Annotated in this window: 13 protein-coding genes; 9 read left to right on the top strand and 4 right to left on the bottom strand. The window is 65.9% G+C overall.

From position 1 onward, the window contains the following. Positions 1–33: 33 nt before the first annotated feature. The 5 genes from fba (at position 34) to JEY66_RS38250 (ending at position 5,184) form a co-directional block, all read left to right on the top strand. The gene (gene fba, locus JEY66_RS38230; protein WP_026192208.1) at positions 34–1,101 is read left to right on the top strand and encodes a class II fructose-bisphosphate aldolase; all 1,068 of its coding nucleotides are present in this window, start codon (positions 34–36) and stop codon (positions 1,099–1,101) included. Between the two features lie 249 nt (positions 1,102–1,350). Then, positions 1,351–2,376 carry a class I fructose-bisphosphate aldolase gene (locus tag JEY66_RS38235; protein WP_016842566.1) on the top strand — a complete coding sequence of 342 codons (1,026 nt, stop codon included), beginning with the start codon at positions 1,351–1,353 and terminating at the stop codon, positions 2,374–2,376. Continuing rightward, positions 2,377–3,066 carry a thiamine phosphate synthase gene (locus JEY66_RS38240; RefSeq protein ID WP_018269678.1) on the top strand — a complete coding sequence of 230 codons (690 nt, stop codon included), beginning with the start codon at positions 2,377–2,379 and terminating at the stop codon, positions 3,064–3,066. Positions 3,067–3,073: 7 nt separating this feature from the next. After that, complete coding sequence (locus JEY66_RS38245; protein WP_018269677.1) at positions 3,074–4,159, top strand: tetratricopeptide repeat protein; 1,086 nt, start codon at positions 3,074–3,076, stop codon at positions 4,157–4,159. Between the two features lie 230 nt (positions 4,160–4,389). Then, complete coding sequence (locus JEY66_RS38250; protein ID WP_016843097.1) at positions 4,390–5,184, top strand: inositol monophosphatase family protein; 795 nt, start codon at positions 4,390–4,392, stop codon at positions 5,182–5,184. Between the two features lie 14 nt (positions 5,185–5,198). On the opposite strand, the gene JEY66_RS38255 is transcribed toward JEY66_RS38250, so the two are convergent. The 3 genes from JEY66_RS38255 to JEY66_RS38265 all read right to left on the bottom strand — a co-directional run bounded on the left by JEY66_RS38255 (position 5,199) and on the right by JEY66_RS38265 (position 10,813). Beyond that, entirely contained in the window at positions 5,199–6,329 is a 1,131-nt protein-coding gene (locus JEY66_RS38255) for an AAA family ATPase (protein WP_016843096.1), read from the bottom strand. A gap of 116 nt (positions 6,330–6,445) precedes the next feature. Then, entirely contained in the window at positions 6,446–9,601 is a 3,156-nt protein-coding gene (locus tag JEY66_RS38260) for a multidrug efflux RND transporter permease subunit (protein WP_018269676.1), read from the bottom strand. Between the two features lie 6 nt (positions 9,602–9,607). Then, positions 9,608–10,813, bottom strand: coding sequence for an efflux RND transporter periplasmic adaptor subunit (locus JEY66_RS38265; RefSeq protein WP_026192207.1), 1,206 nt, complete (start codon positions 10,811–10,813; stop codon positions 9,608–9,610). Between the two features lie 540 nt (positions 10,814–11,353). Between JEY66_RS38265 and JEY66_RS38270 the strand changes: the two genes are divergently transcribed. The 3 genes from JEY66_RS38270 (at position 11,354) to JEY66_RS38280 (ending at position 14,167) form a co-directional block, all read left to right on the top strand. Further along, positions 11,354–12,340 carry a hypothetical protein gene (locus JEY66_RS38270; RefSeq protein WP_026192206.1) on the top strand — a complete coding sequence of 329 codons (987 nt, stop codon included), beginning with the start codon at positions 11,354–11,356 and terminating at the stop codon, positions 12,338–12,340. Positions 12,341–12,367: 27 nt separating this feature from the next. Continuing rightward, on the top strand, positions 12,368–13,396 hold the full coding sequence (locus tag JEY66_RS38275) for a peptidoglycan -binding protein (RefSeq protein WP_016843089.1): 1,029 nt from the start codon (positions 12,368–12,370) through the stop codon (positions 13,394–13,396). A 495-nt stretch (positions 13,397–13,891) separates the two neighbouring features. Next, positions 13,892–14,167 carry a hypothetical protein gene (locus JEY66_RS38280; protein ID WP_018269674.1) on the top strand — a complete coding sequence of 92 codons (276 nt, stop codon included), beginning with the start codon at positions 13,892–13,894 and terminating at the stop codon, positions 14,165–14,167. A 115-nt stretch (positions 14,168–14,282) separates the two neighbouring features. Here the strand turns inward: JEY66_RS38280 and JEY66_RS38285 are convergent, their stop codons facing one another. Next, a complete protein-coding gene (locus JEY66_RS38285) occupies positions 14,283–14,603 on the bottom strand; it encodes a PilZ domain-containing protein (RefSeq protein ID WP_050999503.1) in 321 nt (106 codons plus the stop codon). A 316-nt stretch (positions 14,604–14,919) separates the two neighbouring features. Here JEY66_RS38285 and JEY66_RS38290 point away from each other — a divergent pair, with 316 nt between their 5' ends. Further along, positions 14,920–16,434 carry an AMP-binding protein gene (locus JEY66_RS38290; protein ID WP_016841542.1) on the top strand — a complete coding sequence of 505 codons (1,515 nt, stop codon included), beginning with the start codon at positions 14,920–14,922 and terminating at the stop codon, positions 16,432–16,434. Positions 16,435–16,568 lie beyond the last annotated feature (134 nt).

The raw sequence follows: 16,568 nt of genomic DNA on the forward strand, positions 1-16,568 counted from the left end.
CATCCGCGAACTTGCACTACAGGGAGAAATGGAATGGCTCGCATTACGTTGCGGCAACTGCTCGACCACGCGGCCGAGCATGATTACGGCGTACCTGCCTTCAACATCAACAACATGGAACAGGCGCTGTCGATCATGGCGGCCGCCTCCGAAGTCGATGCGCCCGTCATCATCCAGGCCTCGCGCGGCGCGCGGTCCTACGCCAACGACGTCATGCTCAAGCACATGATGGACGCCGTCACCGAGATCTACCCGCAGATCCCGGTCTGCGTGCATCTCGACCACGGCAACGAGCCCGCCACCTGCATGACCGCGATCCAGGCCGGCTTCACCTCGGTCATGATGGACGGCTCGCTGAAGGCCGACGGCAAGACACCCGGCGACTGGGACTACAATGTCGGCGTCACCAGGACCGTGACCGGCATGGCGCATCTCGGAGGCATCTCGGTGGAAGGCGAGCTCGGCGTGCTCGGCTCGCTCGAGACCGGCATGGGCGACAAGGAAGACGGCCATGGCGCCGAGGGCAAGCTGTCGCACGACCAGCTGCTGACCAATCCGGACGAGGCCGTGAAGTTCGTCCAGGAAACCAAGGTCGACGCGCTGGCGATCGCGATGGGCACCTCGCACGGCGCCTACAAGTTCACCCGCAAGCCCGACGGCGACATCCTCGCCATGAACGTGATCGAGGAAATCCATCGCAAGCTGCCGAATACGCATCTGGTCATGCACGGCTCCTCGTCGGTGCCGCAGGAGCTGCAGGAGATCATCAACGCCAATGGCGGCAAGATGAAGCCGACCTGGGGCGTGCCGGTCGCCGAGATCCAGCGCGGCATCAAGAACGGCGTGCGCAAGATCAACATCGACACCGACAACCGGATGGCGATGACCGGCCAGATCCGCAAGGTGCTGAAGGACAATCCGGAAGAGTTCGATCCGCGCAAGTACCTGAAGCCCGCGATGGAGGCGATGACCAAGCTGTGCAAGCAGCGCCTGCAGGAGTTCAACACCGCGGGCCAGGCCAGCAAGATCAAGAAGGTGCTGACCACGGCGGAAATGGCCAAGCGCTACGCCGCGGGCCAACTCGACCCCAAGGTCGCCTGAGCGCTCTTCACTCGCCGCGGACTGCGATCACCTCTCCCCATCGGGGAGAGGTCGGATCGCGCCAGCGATCCGGGTGAGGGGTTCAGGTCCCTCGATAGAGCGTACCCCCTCACCCGCGCCTTCGGCGCGACCTCTCCCAATGGGAGAGGTGGAACGTCCAAACACCGGCCGCGACGAACGTTTTCTAGGCATTTGCCCGAGAACCGCCTATTTTGGTTTGCAAAGGCAATGGCTCTGGAGGACGCCCCGATGAACCTCTCCGACCTCAACAAAATCGCGCTTGCCATGGTCACCCCGGGCAAGGGCATCCTCGCCGCCGACGAATCCTCCGGCACGATCAAGAAGCGCTTCGACGCCATCAAGGTCGATTCGACCGAGGACAATCGCCGCGACTATCGCGAGATGCTGTTCCGCTCGCAGGAGGCGATGAGCAAGTACATCTCCGGCGTCATCCTTTACGACGAGACGATCTGGCAGAATGCCAAGGACGGCACGCCGCTGGTCAAGCTGATCGAGCAGGCCGGCGCGATCCCCGGCATCAAGGTCGACGAAGGCACGCAACCTTTGCCGAACTGCCCGGGCGAACTCGTCACCGTCGGCCTCGACAAGCTCGCCGAGCGGCTGAAGAAATATTACGAGCGCGGTGCGCGCTTTGCGAAGTGGCGCGCGGTGATCGATATCGGGCCGCGAATCCCGACCCAGACCGCGGTCCGCGTCAACGCGCATGCGCTGGCGCGCTACGCCGCGTTGTGCCAGGCCGCGCAGATCGTGCCGATCGTCGAACCGGAAGTGCTGATGGACGGCGATCACGACATCGACCGCTGCTATGAGGTGACGCAGCGCGTGCTGAACCGAACCTTCCAGGAATTGCGAGTGCAGCGCGTCGCGCTGGAAGGCATGATCCTGAAGCCGAACATGGCGATCTCGGGCAAGAAGTGCCCGAAGCAGGCGCCGGTGCAGGAAGTCGCCGAGAAGACCATCCGCCTGCTCAGGAGCTGCGTGCCGGCCGCGGTGCCCGGCATCGCCTTCCTCTCCGGCGGCCAGAGCGACGAGGAAGCCACCGCGCATCTCGACGCCATGAACAAGATCGGCAATTTGCCCTGGCGGCTGACCTTCTCCTATGGCCGCGCGCTGCAGGCGGCGCCGCAGAAGGCGTGGTCCGGCAAGCCCGACAACGTCCCCGCCGGCCAGCGCGCCTTCTCGCATCGCGCCCGGATGAACGGACTCGCGAGCACCGGCAATTGGGAAGCCGGCCTCGAGAAACAGGCGGCATAGTTGGCGACCAAGCCCGTTCCGCCGCGGCCGGCGCCGCGCCTCTATCTGGCAACGCCGCCGGTCGATGAGCCCGCGCGGCTTGTGGCCGAGCTCACCGAGCTGCTTGGCGCGGCCGATGTCGCCGCCGTGCTGGTGCGGCTGCGCGAGAGCGATCCGCGCAGCATGATCTCCACCATCAAGGCGCTGACGCCTGCGATCCAGAACGCCGGCGCGGCGCTGCTGATCGACGGCCATCCCGATATCGTGGCGCGCGCCGGCGCCGACGGCGCGCATCTGACCGGCATCGCCGCGATGGAAGAGGCGGTGCCGTCGCTGAAACCCGACCGAATTGTCGGCGTCGGCGGGCTCGCGACCCGCCACGATTCCATGGCCGCGGGCGAAGCCGGCGCCGACTATGTGCTGTTCGGCGAGCCCGACGCCAACGGACAGCGGCCCTCGCGCGAGGCCATCGCCGAGCGGCTGGAATGGTGGGACGAATTGTTCGAGCCGCCCTGCGTCGGCTTTGCGACCTCGCGCGAGGAGGCCGAGGCGTTCGCGGCGGCAGGCGCGGATTTCGTGCTGGTCGGAGACTTCATCTGGTCCGATCCGCGCGGCGCCAAGGCGGCGCTTGTCGAGATCGGCGACGCGATTGCGCGGGCGCATGCCGGCACATTCGGCAAGGCCAAGGCCGACGGAAAGGCCGAGGGATGACGCCGGAATGAAATGCCTGCGTCCGATAGGTATTGCGCTCGGCTGCACGATGCTGGCGAGCGGCGCGATGGCGCAGCTCTCGATCACGCCGCCGGCCCAGACGCCGCCGCGTGCGAAGAAGGAGGCTCCGAAGCCGAAGGTGCATTCGCCGGTCGCGAAGAAGCCGACGCCCAAGCCCGCCGCCTCGGCGACGCCGAAGCCTGCCGCATCCCCGACGCCCTCGCCGACCCCGACCCAGACCGTCGACGATCCCAATGTCGACCTCGTCTACGGCGCCTATCAGCGCGGCATGTACAAGACCGCGTTCGACCTCGCGACCGCGCGCGCGCAGAACAGCAACGATGCCAAGGCCATGACGATGCTGGGCGAGCTCTATGCCAACGGGCTCGGCGTCAAGCGCGACTACGTCAAGGCCGACGAGTGGTACAAGCGCGCCTCCGATGCCGGCGACCGCGAGGCGATGTTCGCGCTCGCCATGATGAAGATCGCGGGCCGCGGCGGCGCGGTCGACAAGGATGCCGCGGTCAAGCTGCTGGCGTCGTCGGCCAAGCTCGGCGAGCCCAAGGCGGCCTATAATCTCGCGCTGCTCTATCTCGACGGCCAGACCCTGCCGCAGGACCTCCGCCGCTCCGCCGAGCTGTTGCGCATGGCCGCCGACGCCGGCAGCCCCGAGGCACAATACGCGCTCGCGACCTTCTACAAGGAGGGCACCGGCGTGCCGAAGGACCTCGAGAAGGCGGCGCGGCTGCTGCAGGCCGCCTCGCTGGCCGACAATGTCGATGCCGAGGTCGAATATGCCATCGCGCTCTACAACGGCTCGGGCACGCCGCGGAACGTGCCGGCGGCGGTGGCGCTGCTGCGCAAGGCGGCCCGGCAGAACAGCGCGATCGCGCAAAATCGCCTCGCCCATGTGCTGGCGACCGGCGCCGGCGCCCCGGTGGACAAGGTCGAGGCGCTGAAATGGCACACGGTCGCCAAGACCGCCGGCAAGGGCGACCCCGATCTCGACGACATCCTCGCCGATATGAGCCCGGAAGACCGCGCCAAGGGCGAGGCAGCCGCGCGAAAATGGATCGGAAACAACGTCAAATGACGCCTTGACGGCGCCACTTCCAGAGGGCACCCAGTCCGAAACCCAGAGCGCCACAGGCCGTTTCCCGTCATCCTGAGGTGCGAGCGGAGCGAGCCTCGAAGGATGCACGGGCCCCGGAGCGGGCTGTCGATCCTTCGAGACGCGCGTTCCGCGCTCCTCAGGATGACGGGCAGGGTCTTGCCCACGCTGCCCGATCGATTTCCAACGCTCGAAAGCCACCAGCTTCCATCATGCTCTATTCCGCTCTCATCAATGTCATGGTCAAGGCCGCGCGCCGCGCCGGCCGCAGCCTCAAGCGCGACCTCGGCGAGATCGAACATCTCCAGGTGTCGCTGAAGGGGCCGGCGAACTTCGTCTCGCTTGCCGACAAGCGCGCCGAGGAGATGCTCTACACCGACCTCGAGAAGGCCCGGCCCGGCTACGGGTTCCTCGGCGAGGAAGGCGGCAAGCGCGAAGGCAGCGACAAGAGCCACACCTGGATCGTCGATCCCTTGGACGGCACCACCAACTTCCTGCACGGCATCCCGCAATTCGCGATCTCGATCGGGCTCAAGCGCGAGGACACCGTGATCGCCGGCGTGATCTACAATCCCGCCAATGACGAGCTCTATATCGCCGAGCGCGGCAAGGGCGCGTTCCTCAACGACCAGCGGCTGCGCGTCGCCGGCCGCCGCCAGCTCAACGAATGCGTGGTGGCCTGCGGCCTGCCGCATATCGGCCGCGGCAATCACCAGCTGGCGCTGCAGGAGATGGCCGCGCTGCAGAGCAAGGTCGCGGGCTTCCGCCGCTTCGGCGCCGCCTCGCTCGACCTCGCCTTCGTCGCCGCCGGCCGCCTCGACGGCTATTGGGAGCGCAATCTGCAGGCCTGGGATGTCGCGGCCGGCCTGCTGATGGTGCGCGAGGCCGGCGGCACCGTCTCCGGCATCCAGGGCAATGACGATCCGCTGCAGACCGGCCATATCGTCTGTGGCAACGAGTTCGTGCACGGCGAACTGATCAGGATCCTGAAGCCGCTCGGACAATAGGGCGGCGGCGCGATCTAATCGTCGTCGTCCTCGTCGTCTTCCCCGTCACGAAATTCACCGCCGAGGGACAGGCCCTCGATGGTCGTGGCGCCCTTTGCCTTGATCACCCGGCGCAGCGGGACCGAGCTCTCGCTGCGCAACGCCTCCATCAGATGTTCCGAATGGGTGACGATCCAGATGTCGGCGCGGCGCGACGCCTTGGCGATCAGCCTCGCCAATGGCGCCAGCAGCGACGGATGCAGGCTGGACTCGGGCTCGTTCAGCGCGATGAACGGCGGCAGCCGATAGCCCATGAACACCGCGAGCAGGCAGATATATTTCAGCGTCCCATCGGATAGCTCGTGCGCCTTGAACGGACGCGGCATGTCAGCCTGTTGCAGCTCGAATTCGCACCGTCCGTTTTCCGCCCATGCCCGCAGTTCGGCACCCGGGAATGCGTCCTCGATCGCATCCTGCAGATCGCCGGCATCCTGCCTGATCGTGAACAGGGTTGCCAACACGGCAGCCAGATCGTGGCCATCGGCGCTCAGCGAAGGTGTCGTGATCGCGAGACACGGCTTTCGTATCGGCGACGCCGGATCGGTCCGGAAGTCGTGATAGAATCGCCAACTCAGCATTGCATTTCGGATCAGGTCGATCTCGGGACTTCCCTTACCATCCGAAAATCCGGCCAGCGCGGTTTCCGACGGCAGCACCGCTTCCTTGTGCTGGCTCCAGGTGCCGTTCTCATCGCGGACACTGACGAGTGAGTTGGTGCGCTCCATCATCAATATTGTTTTCTTGCCGTGGGTCGCCTCGATCGTTTCGGATTTGATCATCGGCTCACCGGGAAATGCCGCCACGACCGGGCTCGGGAATCCGAGCTCGATGGAATATCTGACGTGGTCGAATCTCACAGCCAACCGCAGACGCGCATCGTCTCCGCGTCTGCGATTGCCGGACCAGAAGACGGAATACAATCCACCCTCGTCGGCGATCGTGCGCGTGATCCGGCCGGTCGCTGCGTCGCGCAACAGCGACAGGGACTTGTAGAGATTGGATTTGCCGACACCGTTCTCGCCGACGAAGACGGACAGCGGCTGGATGGGCATGAAGAGCCGCCGGATCGAGCGATAATTCGAGATCGCAATATCGCTCGGCCGCATCGCAGGCCCTCAATCCCCGGGTTGCCCAAGCGCATCCCGCTCAATCCAGAGCTGCAATCTGGATTGGTCGGCTTGCGAAAGCAAGCCGCTGATCTGACCAGCGTCGGTGCCTGATGTCAGTGACCGATCCTCGCCGGCGCGGGCGGGCCATATACCTCACCCTGCCCCGGCGCCGTCTCGCGATCGCCGGCCAGCACGCGCTGCACGCTGACGAAGAACACCGGCACCAGGAGCAGCGCGAGGATCACGACGGCGATCATGCCGCCCATCACCGACGTGCCGAGCGCCTGCTGGCTGGCGCCGCCGGCGCCGGTCGCGATCGCCATCGGCAGCACGCCGCAGACGAAGGCCAGACCGGTCATCAGGATCGGGCGGAATCTGAGGCTGCAGGCCTCGATGGTCGCCTCGACCAGCGGCTTGCCCTGCGCGCGCAGATCCTTGGCGAACTCGATGATCAGGATCGCGTCCTTGGCGGCAAGGCCGATGATGGTGATCAGGCCGACCGTAAAATAGACGTCGTTGGAGAGCCCGCGCACCGTCGCCGCCACCACCGCGCCGAGAATGCCGAGCGGAATGGTGAGCAGCACCGCGAGCGGAATGGTCCAGCTCTCATAGAGCGCGGCCAGCAAGAGGAACACCACCAGCACCGACAGCGCAAGCAGGAACGGCGCCTGCGAGCCCGACAGCTTCTCCTGCAGCGACTGGCCGGTCCATTCATAGCCGAAGCCGCGCGGCAGCTTGTCGGCGAGCCGCTCCATTTCGGCGATCGCATCGCCCGAGGTGAAGCCGGGTCGCGCCTCGCCGGAGATGCGCACCGCCGGATAGTAGTTGAAGCCCGCGATCTGCGTCGGCCCCTTCGTCCACTCGATGGTGGCGAAGGCCGAGAACGGCACCAGCTGGCCGCGGCTGTTCTTGACGTTGTAGTTGAGGATGTCGTCCGCGTTCATGCGGCTGGTCTTGTCGGCCTGCACGATGACGCGCTGCATGCGCCCGCGGTTCGGGAAGTCGTTGATGTAGTTCGAGCCGAGATTGGTCGAGATCGTGTTGTTGATGTCCTCGAAGGTGACGCCGAACGCGCCCGCCTTCTCGCGGTCGATCATCAGGTTGACCTGCGGCGCCGGCGGTAGGCCTTCGACATAGACCTTCTGCAGAATCGGGCTGGCATTGGCCTCCGCGATCAGGCGATCGGACGCGGCGATCAGCGCCGAATAACCCTTCTGGCCGCGGTCCTGCAGGCGGAACGAGAAGCCCGAGGAGTTGCCGAGGTTGTCGATCGGCGGCGGCTGCAACGCCGAGATCCTGGCGTCGCGGATCGACGACAAATCGCGGTTGATGTCGGCGACGATGGCGGCGGCGGAATCCTTCGGGCCGCGCTCCGACCAGTCCTTCAGCGTGATGAAGGCCTGCGCGGTGTTCATGCCCTGGCCGAGGAAGCTGAAGCCGGTGAGGAACGTGACATTCTCGATGCCGGCGCGGTCCTTGAGGTACTTCTCGACCTGCTCGACCGCAGCTTCGGTCCGGGCATAGGACGACTCCGACGGCGTCTGCACGTCGGTCGTGATGAAGCCCTGGTCGTCGACCGGCAGGAAGCCGCCGGGCAGGCGCACGAAGCCGTAGGCGACGCCGAGGAACAGCACGAGGTAGATCAGCATCAGGCGGCCGGTTCGCTTCAGCGAACCCTGCACGGTGCGGGTATAGCCGGCGCGGCTGGTGTCGAGCACGCGGTTGAACCAGCCGAACACGCCCTTACTGGCATGGCCGTGGCCCTTCTTGACCGGCTTGAGCAAGGTCGCGCACAGCGCCGGCGTCAGCGACAGCGCGAGCAGCGCCGAGAACGCGATCGCCGCCACCATGGTGACCGAGAACTGCCGGTAGATGATGCCGACCGAGCCGGGGAAGAACGCCATCGGCACGAACACCGCCATCAGCACCAGCGTGATGCCGATGATGGCGCCGGTGATCTGCGACATCGCCTTCTTGGTGGCTTCCTTCGGCGGCAGGCCTTCCTCCGCCATGATGCGTTCGACGTTCTCGACCACGACGATGGCGTCGTCGACGAGGATGCCGACCGCCAGCACCATGCCGAACATGGTCAGCATGTTGATCGAGAAGCCCGCGATCATCAGCGTGGCGCAGGCGCCCAACAGCGCCACCGGAACCACGATGGTCGGGATGATGGTGTAGCGGATGTTCTGCAGAAACAGGAACATCACGACGAACACCAGCACCACGGCCTCGACCAGCGTCGTCAGGACCTTCTTGATCGAAGCCTCGACCACCGGCGTGATGTTATAGGGGATTTCGTAGGAGATGTTGGCCGGGAAGAAGCGCGACAGCTCCTTCATCTTGGCTTCGACCGCGCTCGCGGTCGCCAGCGCATTGCCCTTCGGCGACAGCAGCACCGAGAGGCCGGCGGTCGGCTTGCCGTCCAGGCGCGTGTTGAATTGGTAGCTGAGGCCGCCGACCTCGATCCGCGCGACGTCGCGCAGGCGGACCGTCGAACCGTCATTGTTGGCGCGCAGGATGATGGCGCCGAACTCGTCGGGCGAGGACAGCTGGCCCTTCACCAGCACCTGCGCGGAAATCTTCTGGGTATCGGTGCTCGGCTCGGCGCCGATGCTGCCGGAGGCGACCTGGGCGTTCTGCGCCGTGATCGCCTTGTTGACGTCGTCGGCGGACAGGCCGTAGCCGACCAGCTTGGCCGGATCGATCCAGATCCGCAAGGACCGCTCGGTCGAGTACAGCGTGGCGCGGCCGACGCCGGGGATGCGTCGCACCTCGCCCAGCACGTTGCGGATCATGAAGTCGCCGAGGCCGACCTCGTCGAGGCTGCCGTCGGTCGAGTTCAGCGTGATGATCTGCAGCACGGCGGACGAGGCTTCCTCGACCAGGATGCCCTGCTGGATCACGGCGCGCGGCAGCCGCGCCTCGACGCGCTTGAGGCGGTTCTGCACCTCGACCGAGGCCTGGCTGGTGTCGGTGCCCGGCTTGAAGTTGGCGATGATCTCGACCTGGCCGAGCGAGTCGGAGGTCGATTCGAAGTTCAGGATGTTGGCGGCGCCGTTGAGCTCCTCCTCGATCAGCCGCGTCACGCTGTTGTAGAGGTTCTCCGGCGACGCGCCGGGATAGCTGGTCGAGATCGAGATCGAGGGCGGCGCGATGATCGGATACTGCGCGACCGCGAGCAGCGGAATCGAGATCGCGCCGATCAGACAGATGAACAGCGCGACGACCCAGGCGAAGATCGGCCTGTCGATGAAGAAGCTAGGCATGTCGGATCACCGCACGGCGTGCGCGGTCTGGTGCGGATCCGTCGGTGCTGCAGCTGCGTCGACCTCGCGCCAGGCTTGCGGCCGGACCTTGTCGCCGGCGGCGAATTTCTGGAACCCCTCGACGACGACCTTGTCGCCGGCCTTCAGGCCGTCGGTCACGAACCAGGAACCACCCTGCAGCGAGCCGGTGCGCACCGGCTGCACCGCGACGTGATTGTCGGCCTTGACGACGAACACCTCGCTGCCACCACCGCCATTGCGCTGGATCGCCTGCTGCGGCACGGCAATCGCATCGCTGTCGATGCCCTGCTCGATCAGCACGCGCACATACATGCCCGGCAGCAGGATGCGATGCGGGTTCGGGAACTCGCCGCGCAGGGTCACCTGCCCGGTATAGGCGTCGACCTTGGCGTCGGAGAACAGCAGCTTGCCCGGCAGCGGGTAGATCGAGCCGTCGTCGAGCACGAGGCGCACCTTCATCGCGTCGGGTGCGATGCGATCGAGGTCGCCGCTCTCGAAGGCGCGGCGGAGCTGGTTCATCTCTGTCACCGACTGCTGGAAGTCGGCGTAGATCGGATCGAGCTGCTGGATGGTCGCAAGGCTCGCGGCGTCGTTCTGCACCACGAGCGCGCCCTCGCTGACCAGCGCCGCACCGATGGTGCCGTCGATCGGCGCGCGGATCGTGGCGTAATCCAGATTGAGCTTGGCGCGCGCGACTTCGGCCTCGCGGCCCTGCACGTCGGCTTCGGCCTGCTTCAGCGTCGCGATCGCCTTTTCGTTCTCGGCTTCCGGCGCCGCGCGCTGGCTGGTCAAGGTGGCGATACGGCGGGCCTGCAGCGCGGCCTGCTCGAGCACGGCCTTGGCGCGCGCCAGCGCCGCCTCGGTCGACTGCAATTCGACTTCGAACGGGCGCGGATCGATCTGGTACAGGGGATCGCCGACCTTCACCTCGCTGCCCTGATGGAACATGCGGTTGACGACGATGCCCGAGACGCGCGGGCGAACCTCGGAAACACGGGTCGGCGCGATGCGGCCCGGCAGCTCGCGCAGCATCGCGCGCGCCTGCGGTTTCACGGTGACGACACTGACGTCCGGCTCGGGTGCTTGCACGGCGGCGGTTGCGGTGTTCGGCTCGTCGCAGCTAGCAAGCAGTGGCGCCGTCACGGCCAGCATCAGAGCAATGCATGCCGATTGCGCGCGAAGTCCAGACATTGAGATAATCGCCCCTGAAAGGTTTGAACAAACGAACGGCGGTGTCACGACGACACCGCTCGTGTTGCTGCGATGAAAATAAAATCTGCTTGCTGCGACGCAATGCGTTTTTCGGCGGCTCAATGTCACAGAACGCTATCACCCTGATTTTGCGGCATCTTTTATCTTGTCACCGCATTGTGAGCGGGTTCCATCGCAGGCTGTGGGAATGCATTAAGGTCTGCGTGAGCGGGAACCCCGCCATTTTGCCTGCGCGGAATGCCGCACCTCGCAACACCGAGACGATCGGACCGAATCACCGCGGGCCGCGCGCCTCATCCGAGGGTGCGTGCAAACCGAGCTCATCTCGCGATCTGCGGGTGGGACGCGCAGCCCGGTGGATGGCGATGCGCCGACCGGTCGGAAAGCCGTGCAAAGCGGCAACGGCCCGCGAGATTCCAACCCAACGTGCTGTTTGCTGCCCTTGGAATCGGCTTTCCTCACTCTGCCGCTGTGCCATATTGCTTGCAGATGCGGCCTTCGCGAACGGATGACCCGGCAATGCCCCCTTCCCGCTCCGACATGGAGATCGAATTGAGCAAGCTGTCCTCGCCCCGGATCTTCCTGGTGCGGATGCTGGTGTTCCTGGTGCTCTGCGGCCTGGTCGGGGTCGTGCTGTACAAGCAGATCGTCACCGCCTTCTTTGCCAATCCGGGGCTGAACGCCCTGATCGGGGCAGTGCTGCTGATCGGCATCATCCTGGCGTTCCGCCAGGTGATCCGGCTCTATCCCGAGGTCGCCTGGGTCAACAATTTCCGCATCGCCGACCCCGGCCTTGCGATCGAGCGCCGCCCGACGCTGCTTGCCCCGATGGCCGCGATCCTCGGCGGCGAACGCTCGGGGCGGATGTCGATCTCGCAGCAGACCATGCGGCATCTGCTCGATTCGATCGCAACCCGCCTGGATGAAGCCCGCGACATCTCGCGCTACATGACCGGCCTGTTGGTGTTCCTCGGCCTGCTCGGCACGTTCTGGGGTCTGATCGAGACGGTGGGCTCGGTCGGCAAGGTGATCGACGGGCTCAAGGTCGGCGGCGACGCCGGCGCGCTGTTCGATACGCTGAAGGAGGGCCTCGCCGCGCCGCTCGGCGGCATGGGCATCTCGTTCTCGTCCTCGCTGTTCGGCCTTGCCGGCTCGCTGATCCTCGGCTTCCTCGACCTGCAGTCGAGCCAGGCCCAGAACCGCTTCTACACCGACCTCGAGGACTGGCTCGCCGGCACCGTGCGCGGCATTTCCGGCGATGAAGCCGGCGTTTCCGGTAATATGCAGGGCGCGATCGACCGGCTCCGCACCGCGCTCGAGGAAGGCGGCGGCGGCCGCAGCACCACGGCCGCGATGGCCAATCTTGCCGAGGCGATCCAGGGGCTGGTTGCGCATATGCGCACCGAGCAGCAGATGATCCGGGAATGGGCCGACGGCCAGGGCGAGCAGAACCGCGAGATCAAGCGGCTGCTCGAACGCCTCGCCCGCCAACCCGAGAAGAGCTAGCCGGAGAGCAAGCCCAAGGAGAGACCCATGGCCCTCGCCCGCTCGCGCCGCAGCGAATCCGGCTTCAACTACTGGCCCGGCTTTGTCGATGCATTGTCGACGCTGGTGCTGTCGATCGTGTTCCTGCTGTCGGTGTTCCTCGTCGTGCAATTCTTCCTGTCGCAGGAGGTCACCGGCAAGGACAAGGCGCTGGAACAGCTCACCGCCAAGATCGCCCAGCTCAACGACCTGTTGTCGCTGGAGAAGCTCTCCAAGCTGACGCTCGACGACCAGGTGGCGCAGCTGCGCGCCGGCCTCGCTTCCGCGGAAGGCGAGCGCGACCGCATGAAGGGACTCTATGAGGGGCTCGCGAGTTCCGGCAGCGACGCGCAGGGCCGCGCCAACGAGCTCAACAAGGCGCTGGAGTCCGAGAAGGCCGTATCGTCGCGCGCACTGGCGCAGATCGAGCTGCTGAACCAGCAGATCAGCGCGCTGCGCCGCCAGCTCGCCGCGCTCGAAGAGGCGCTCGACGCCTCCGAGAAACGCGACAAGGAATCGCAGAACCGCATCGCCGATCTCGGCCAGCGCCTCAACGTCGCGCTGGCGCAGCGAGTGCAGGAACTATCGAAGTACCGCTCGGAATTCTTCGGCCGGCTGCGTGCGATCCTCGGCAACCGTCCCGATATCCGCGTCGTCGGCGACCGCTTCGTGTTCCAGTCCGAAGTGTTCTTCGACACCGGCCAGGCGACGCTGCTGCCCGAGGGCAAGACCGAGCTCGACACGGTCGCGAGCGCGCTGATCGATCTCGACAAGCAGATCCCACCCGAGATCGCCTGGGTGCTGCGCGTCGACGGCCACACCGACGTGCGGCCCATCAACAGCCCGCTGTTCAAGTCGAACTGGGAACTGTCCTCGGCGCGCGCGATCTCGGTGGTGCAGTACCTGGTTTCGCTCGGCGTGCCGGCGCAGCGCCTGGTCGCCGCCGGCTTCGCCGAATTCCAGCCGCTCGACGCCGCGCAGACCGAAGAGGCCTACAAGCGCAACCGCCGCATCGAGCTGAAGCTGACGGAACGCTAGGACGACGGCGTCCGGCCCACCAATCGTCATTGCCGGGCTCGACTGTGTTTGCGTGAACCTGTGGGACGGGCACACGGCACTATCCGTTCGTCGTCCTGGCGAAAGCCAGGACTCATAGCCACCGCACTTGATCCTGGACGGGATCGTGACCCCAGCATCGCGCAACAATTGGGATTTGGGGTAATGGGTCCTGGCTTTCGCCAGGACGACATTGAGTGTGTGGCGCGGTCCGTGAGTCACACATCCGCATTCTCGCGACATGAATGTCCAAACTTCATGTCGAAGGATCTGCAACGACCGGCGAGGCGTCGCCGCGATCGGTCGAGACCTTCCATTACACGGATATGTGCTTCCTCGCTGGCGAGGCGTCCGGGAACGCATCAAATGCGGCTGACGTTATGCTGGTATCGTAATCTCGCGGGCTTGGCGGATATCTCGTCTCCGTCGCGGCTGTGCCCATCGCTCCAGCCTCACCGCGCCATCTCGGACCAGCGCATGCTCAAGACCAAATTCGCCATCGTCGTCGCCGCCGGCCTCGTCCTCGCACCGGCCCAGCTTCTCGCGCAAAACACCGGCGGCACGCCGCTGCCGCCCAGGCCGGGCGACCGCGCCGCGCCGTCGAACGGCGTCGGCGGCACAGCGCTCCCGACCCAGTCCGGCCAGCGCGTCGCACCGTCTTCCGGCACCGGCGGCGGCAGCGCCGCACCGGCGCTTCCGGGAGGCCCGACGGGCACCACCACCGGCAATGCCGACAACCCGCAGCGGCGATGACGCGAGCCACGCTTGCGCGGGACGTCCTCGCGTGAGCCATTGAACGCGCGCCCGATCCGATCGGCGATGGTCTGCGCCGAACGTCCATTCGAACATTGATTGATGAAACGCCGCGCTAGACCGCGCCGGCCGGCTCCGCGGCCGGCTCAACCGGCTCGACTTCGGCCGTCACGAATTTGAGCCCGTAGGTCTTGCCGCGACGCCAGACCACCTTGCAAGGGTAGCGCTTGGCGTGATCGGCGAGCAGCGTCAGCGCGAGGCGGTCATTCACCTCGAACTCGACCTCGGTGGTGATCTTGGCGCCGCCCGGCGAGATGTCGACCACGGCGCATTGGCTCTCGGTCGCGCCGTCGTCGACCGTGATCCAGGCCGCACGATTGTTGAGCTGGCGCCGCGGCTCGCGACTGACCTTGATCCGTGCTCCATTGCTCGCCATCGTCGCCGTCCTTGAAGCCATTGGTCATTGAAAGACATTGCACACCGCGCACGTCGATCGACGCGCCCGGCACAGAACCGCAGCGGTCACAATGCCGGCCCCCCGTAAAGTCCGGCTTAGCGCGATCGCTTGAACTTTACCGGAATCTTGACCCGGCTTTTAGCGAACAGGGATTCTGCAATTCCATCAGCGGGATACCGGCCACATGCGCCGGCTTGACACGGGGACTGCACTCTTGGTGAAGTGGCGGCCGTGGCGTTGACCACATCCCTGCAACAAGAGCGCTTCAAGCCGCCTTTTCCGACGGAAACGACCCATGCTGATCCCCCTCGCCGACGTGCCGCGCTGGTATGCCGAACGCAAGCCTGCGGATGCGATCGCCATCAGTCATGGCGCGGATGCGCTGACCTGGCTCGAGCTCGAGCGCCGCGCCAACGCACGGGCGCGCGTCTTCGCCGCCAAGGGCGTCAAGCCCGGCGACTTCGTCGCGATCGGGCTGCCCAACAGCAACGCGTTCTTCGAGACGACCTTCGCGGTGTGGAAGTGCGGCGCGACGCCGACCTCGCTGTCATGGCGGCTGCCACGCGGCGAGGCCGCCGCGGTGCTCGAGATTCTAAAACCGTCGCTGGTGGTCGGCGGCGAGGCCGACTGGAATGCGCCGAATTCGCTGCCGGTGAATTTCGTGCCGGATGGATTCTCCGAGGAGCCGCTCGATGCGCCGGTCGCGCGCTATTGGAAGGCGATGACGAGCGGCGGCTCGACGGGACGGCCGAAGGTGATCCTCGATCACAACCCCGCGGTGATCGAGACCACGGCCGAGGCGACGCTTGGCATTGCGCGCGACACCTCGCTGCTCAATCCAGGGCCGCTCTATCACAATGCGCCGTTCATCCTCTCGCACTTTGCGCTGTTCGGGGGCGGAAGGGTCACCGGCATGGTGAAGTTCGACGCCGAGGAGACGCTGCGGCTGATCGAGCGCGAGCGCGTGCAGTGGGTGAATTTCGTGCCGACCATGATGCACCGGATCTGGGCGCTGCCCGAGGAGGTGCGCAGCCGCTACGACGTCTCCAGTCTGAAGATCGTGTTTCACATGGCGGCTCCGATGCCGCCCTGGCTGAAGGAGAAGTGGATCGAATGGCTCGGCCCCGAGCGGATCTGGGAGCTCTATGGCGGCACCGAGCGGCAGGGCGCCTGCGTGATCTCGGGCGTCGAATGGATGGCGCACAAGGGCTCGGTCGGCAAGATCGGCGAGACGGCAAAGCTGCGCATCATCGGCGAGGACGGCAACGACGTCGCGCCCGGCGAGACCGGCGAAATCTATTTCCTGCCCAACGACGGCGCCGGCTCGACCTATCACTACCTCGGCGCAACGCCGAAGCGGCGGCCGGATGGCTGGGAGTCGCTCGGCGATATCGGCCGGCTCGACGAAGAGGGTTATCTCTATCTCGGCGACCGGCTCGCCGACATGGTGCTGCGCGGCGGCGCCAACATCTATCCGGCCGAGGTCGAGGCCGCTGTCAGCGAGCATCCCGAGGTGCGCTCCTGCGTCGTGGTCGGACTGCCCGATCCGGAATTCGGCCAGCGCGTGCACGCGATCCTCGAGCTCGCCGACAGCGCCGATGCACAAGCGATCGCCGACGGCATGGGCGATTTCCTGAAGGACCGGCTCAGCCGCTACAAGCATCCGGAAAGTTTCGAGCGCGTCGGCACCGCGCCGCGCGACGATTCCGGAAAGGTTCGCCGCACCATGCTGCGCGACGAGCGCGCCGCGTGGATCAAGGACAACCGCGCCTTCCGCATCATGCCGGCGCGTGCGGCAAAAACCGAATAGGTTCAATCATCTTGCGAGGAGCAGGTCTGCACGCCACATGAGCTGTGCAGGCGGCCCTGCAAGGTATATCATTCCATCTTCCCTGCCGGCAGAACCTCGGTCTACCTTGAGGTTCCAGCGCCCTGCACGCCAGG

It is taken from the genome of Bradyrhizobium elkanii USDA 76, from assembly GCF_023278185.1.
Classification (GTDB): Bacteria; Pseudomonadota; Alphaproteobacteria; order Rhizobiales; family Xanthobacteraceae; genus Bradyrhizobium; species Bradyrhizobium elkanii.

Bases quoted from the DNA above. Each gene is read 5' to 3' on its own strand.
- JEY66_RS38260 (WP_018269676.1), bottom strand. From the start codon at position 9,601: ATGCCTAGCTTCTTCATCGACAGGCCGATCTTCGCCTGGGTCGTCGCG.
- JEY66_RS38275 (WP_016843089.1), top strand. From the start codon at position 12,368: ATGGCCCTCGCCCGCTCGCGCCGCAGCGAATCCGGCTTCAACTACTGG.
- JEY66_RS38235 (WP_016842566.1), top strand. From the start codon at position 1,351: ATGAACCTCTCCGACCTCAACAAAATCGCGCTTGCCATGGTCACCCCG.
- JEY66_RS38250 (WP_016843097.1), top strand. From the start codon at position 4,390: ATGCTCTATTCCGCTCTCATCAATGTCATGGTCAAGGCCGCGCGCCGC.
- JEY66_RS38280 (WP_018269674.1), top strand. From the start codon at position 13,892: ATGCTCAAGACCAAATTCGCCATCGTCGTCGCCGCCGGCCTCGTCCTC.
- JEY66_RS38270 (WP_026192206.1), top strand. From the start codon at position 11,354: ATGCCCCCTTCCCGCTCCGACATGGAGATCGAATTGAGCAAGCTGTCC.
- JEY66_RS38290 (WP_016841542.1), top strand. From the start codon at position 14,920: ATGCTGATCCCCCTCGCCGACGTGCCGCGCTGGTATGCCGAACGCAAG.
- JEY66_RS38285 (WP_050999503.1), bottom strand. From the start codon at position 14,603: ATGGCGAGCAATGGAGCACGGATCAAGGTCAGTCGCGAGCCGCGGCGC.
- JEY66_RS38265 (WP_026192207.1), bottom strand. From the start codon at position 10,813: ATGTCTGGACTTCGCGCGCAATCGGCATGCATTGCTCTGATGCTGGCC.
- JEY66_RS38245 (WP_018269677.1), top strand. From the start codon at position 3,074: ATGAAATGCCTGCGTCCGATAGGTATTGCGCTCGGCTGCACGATGCTG.
- fba (WP_026192208.1), top strand. From the start codon at position 34: ATGGCTCGCATTACGTTGCGGCAACTGCTCGACCACGCGGCCGAGCAT.
- JEY66_RS38255 (WP_016843096.1), bottom strand. From the start codon at position 6,329: ATGCGGCCGAGCGATATTGCGATCTCGAATTATCGCTCGATCCGGCGG.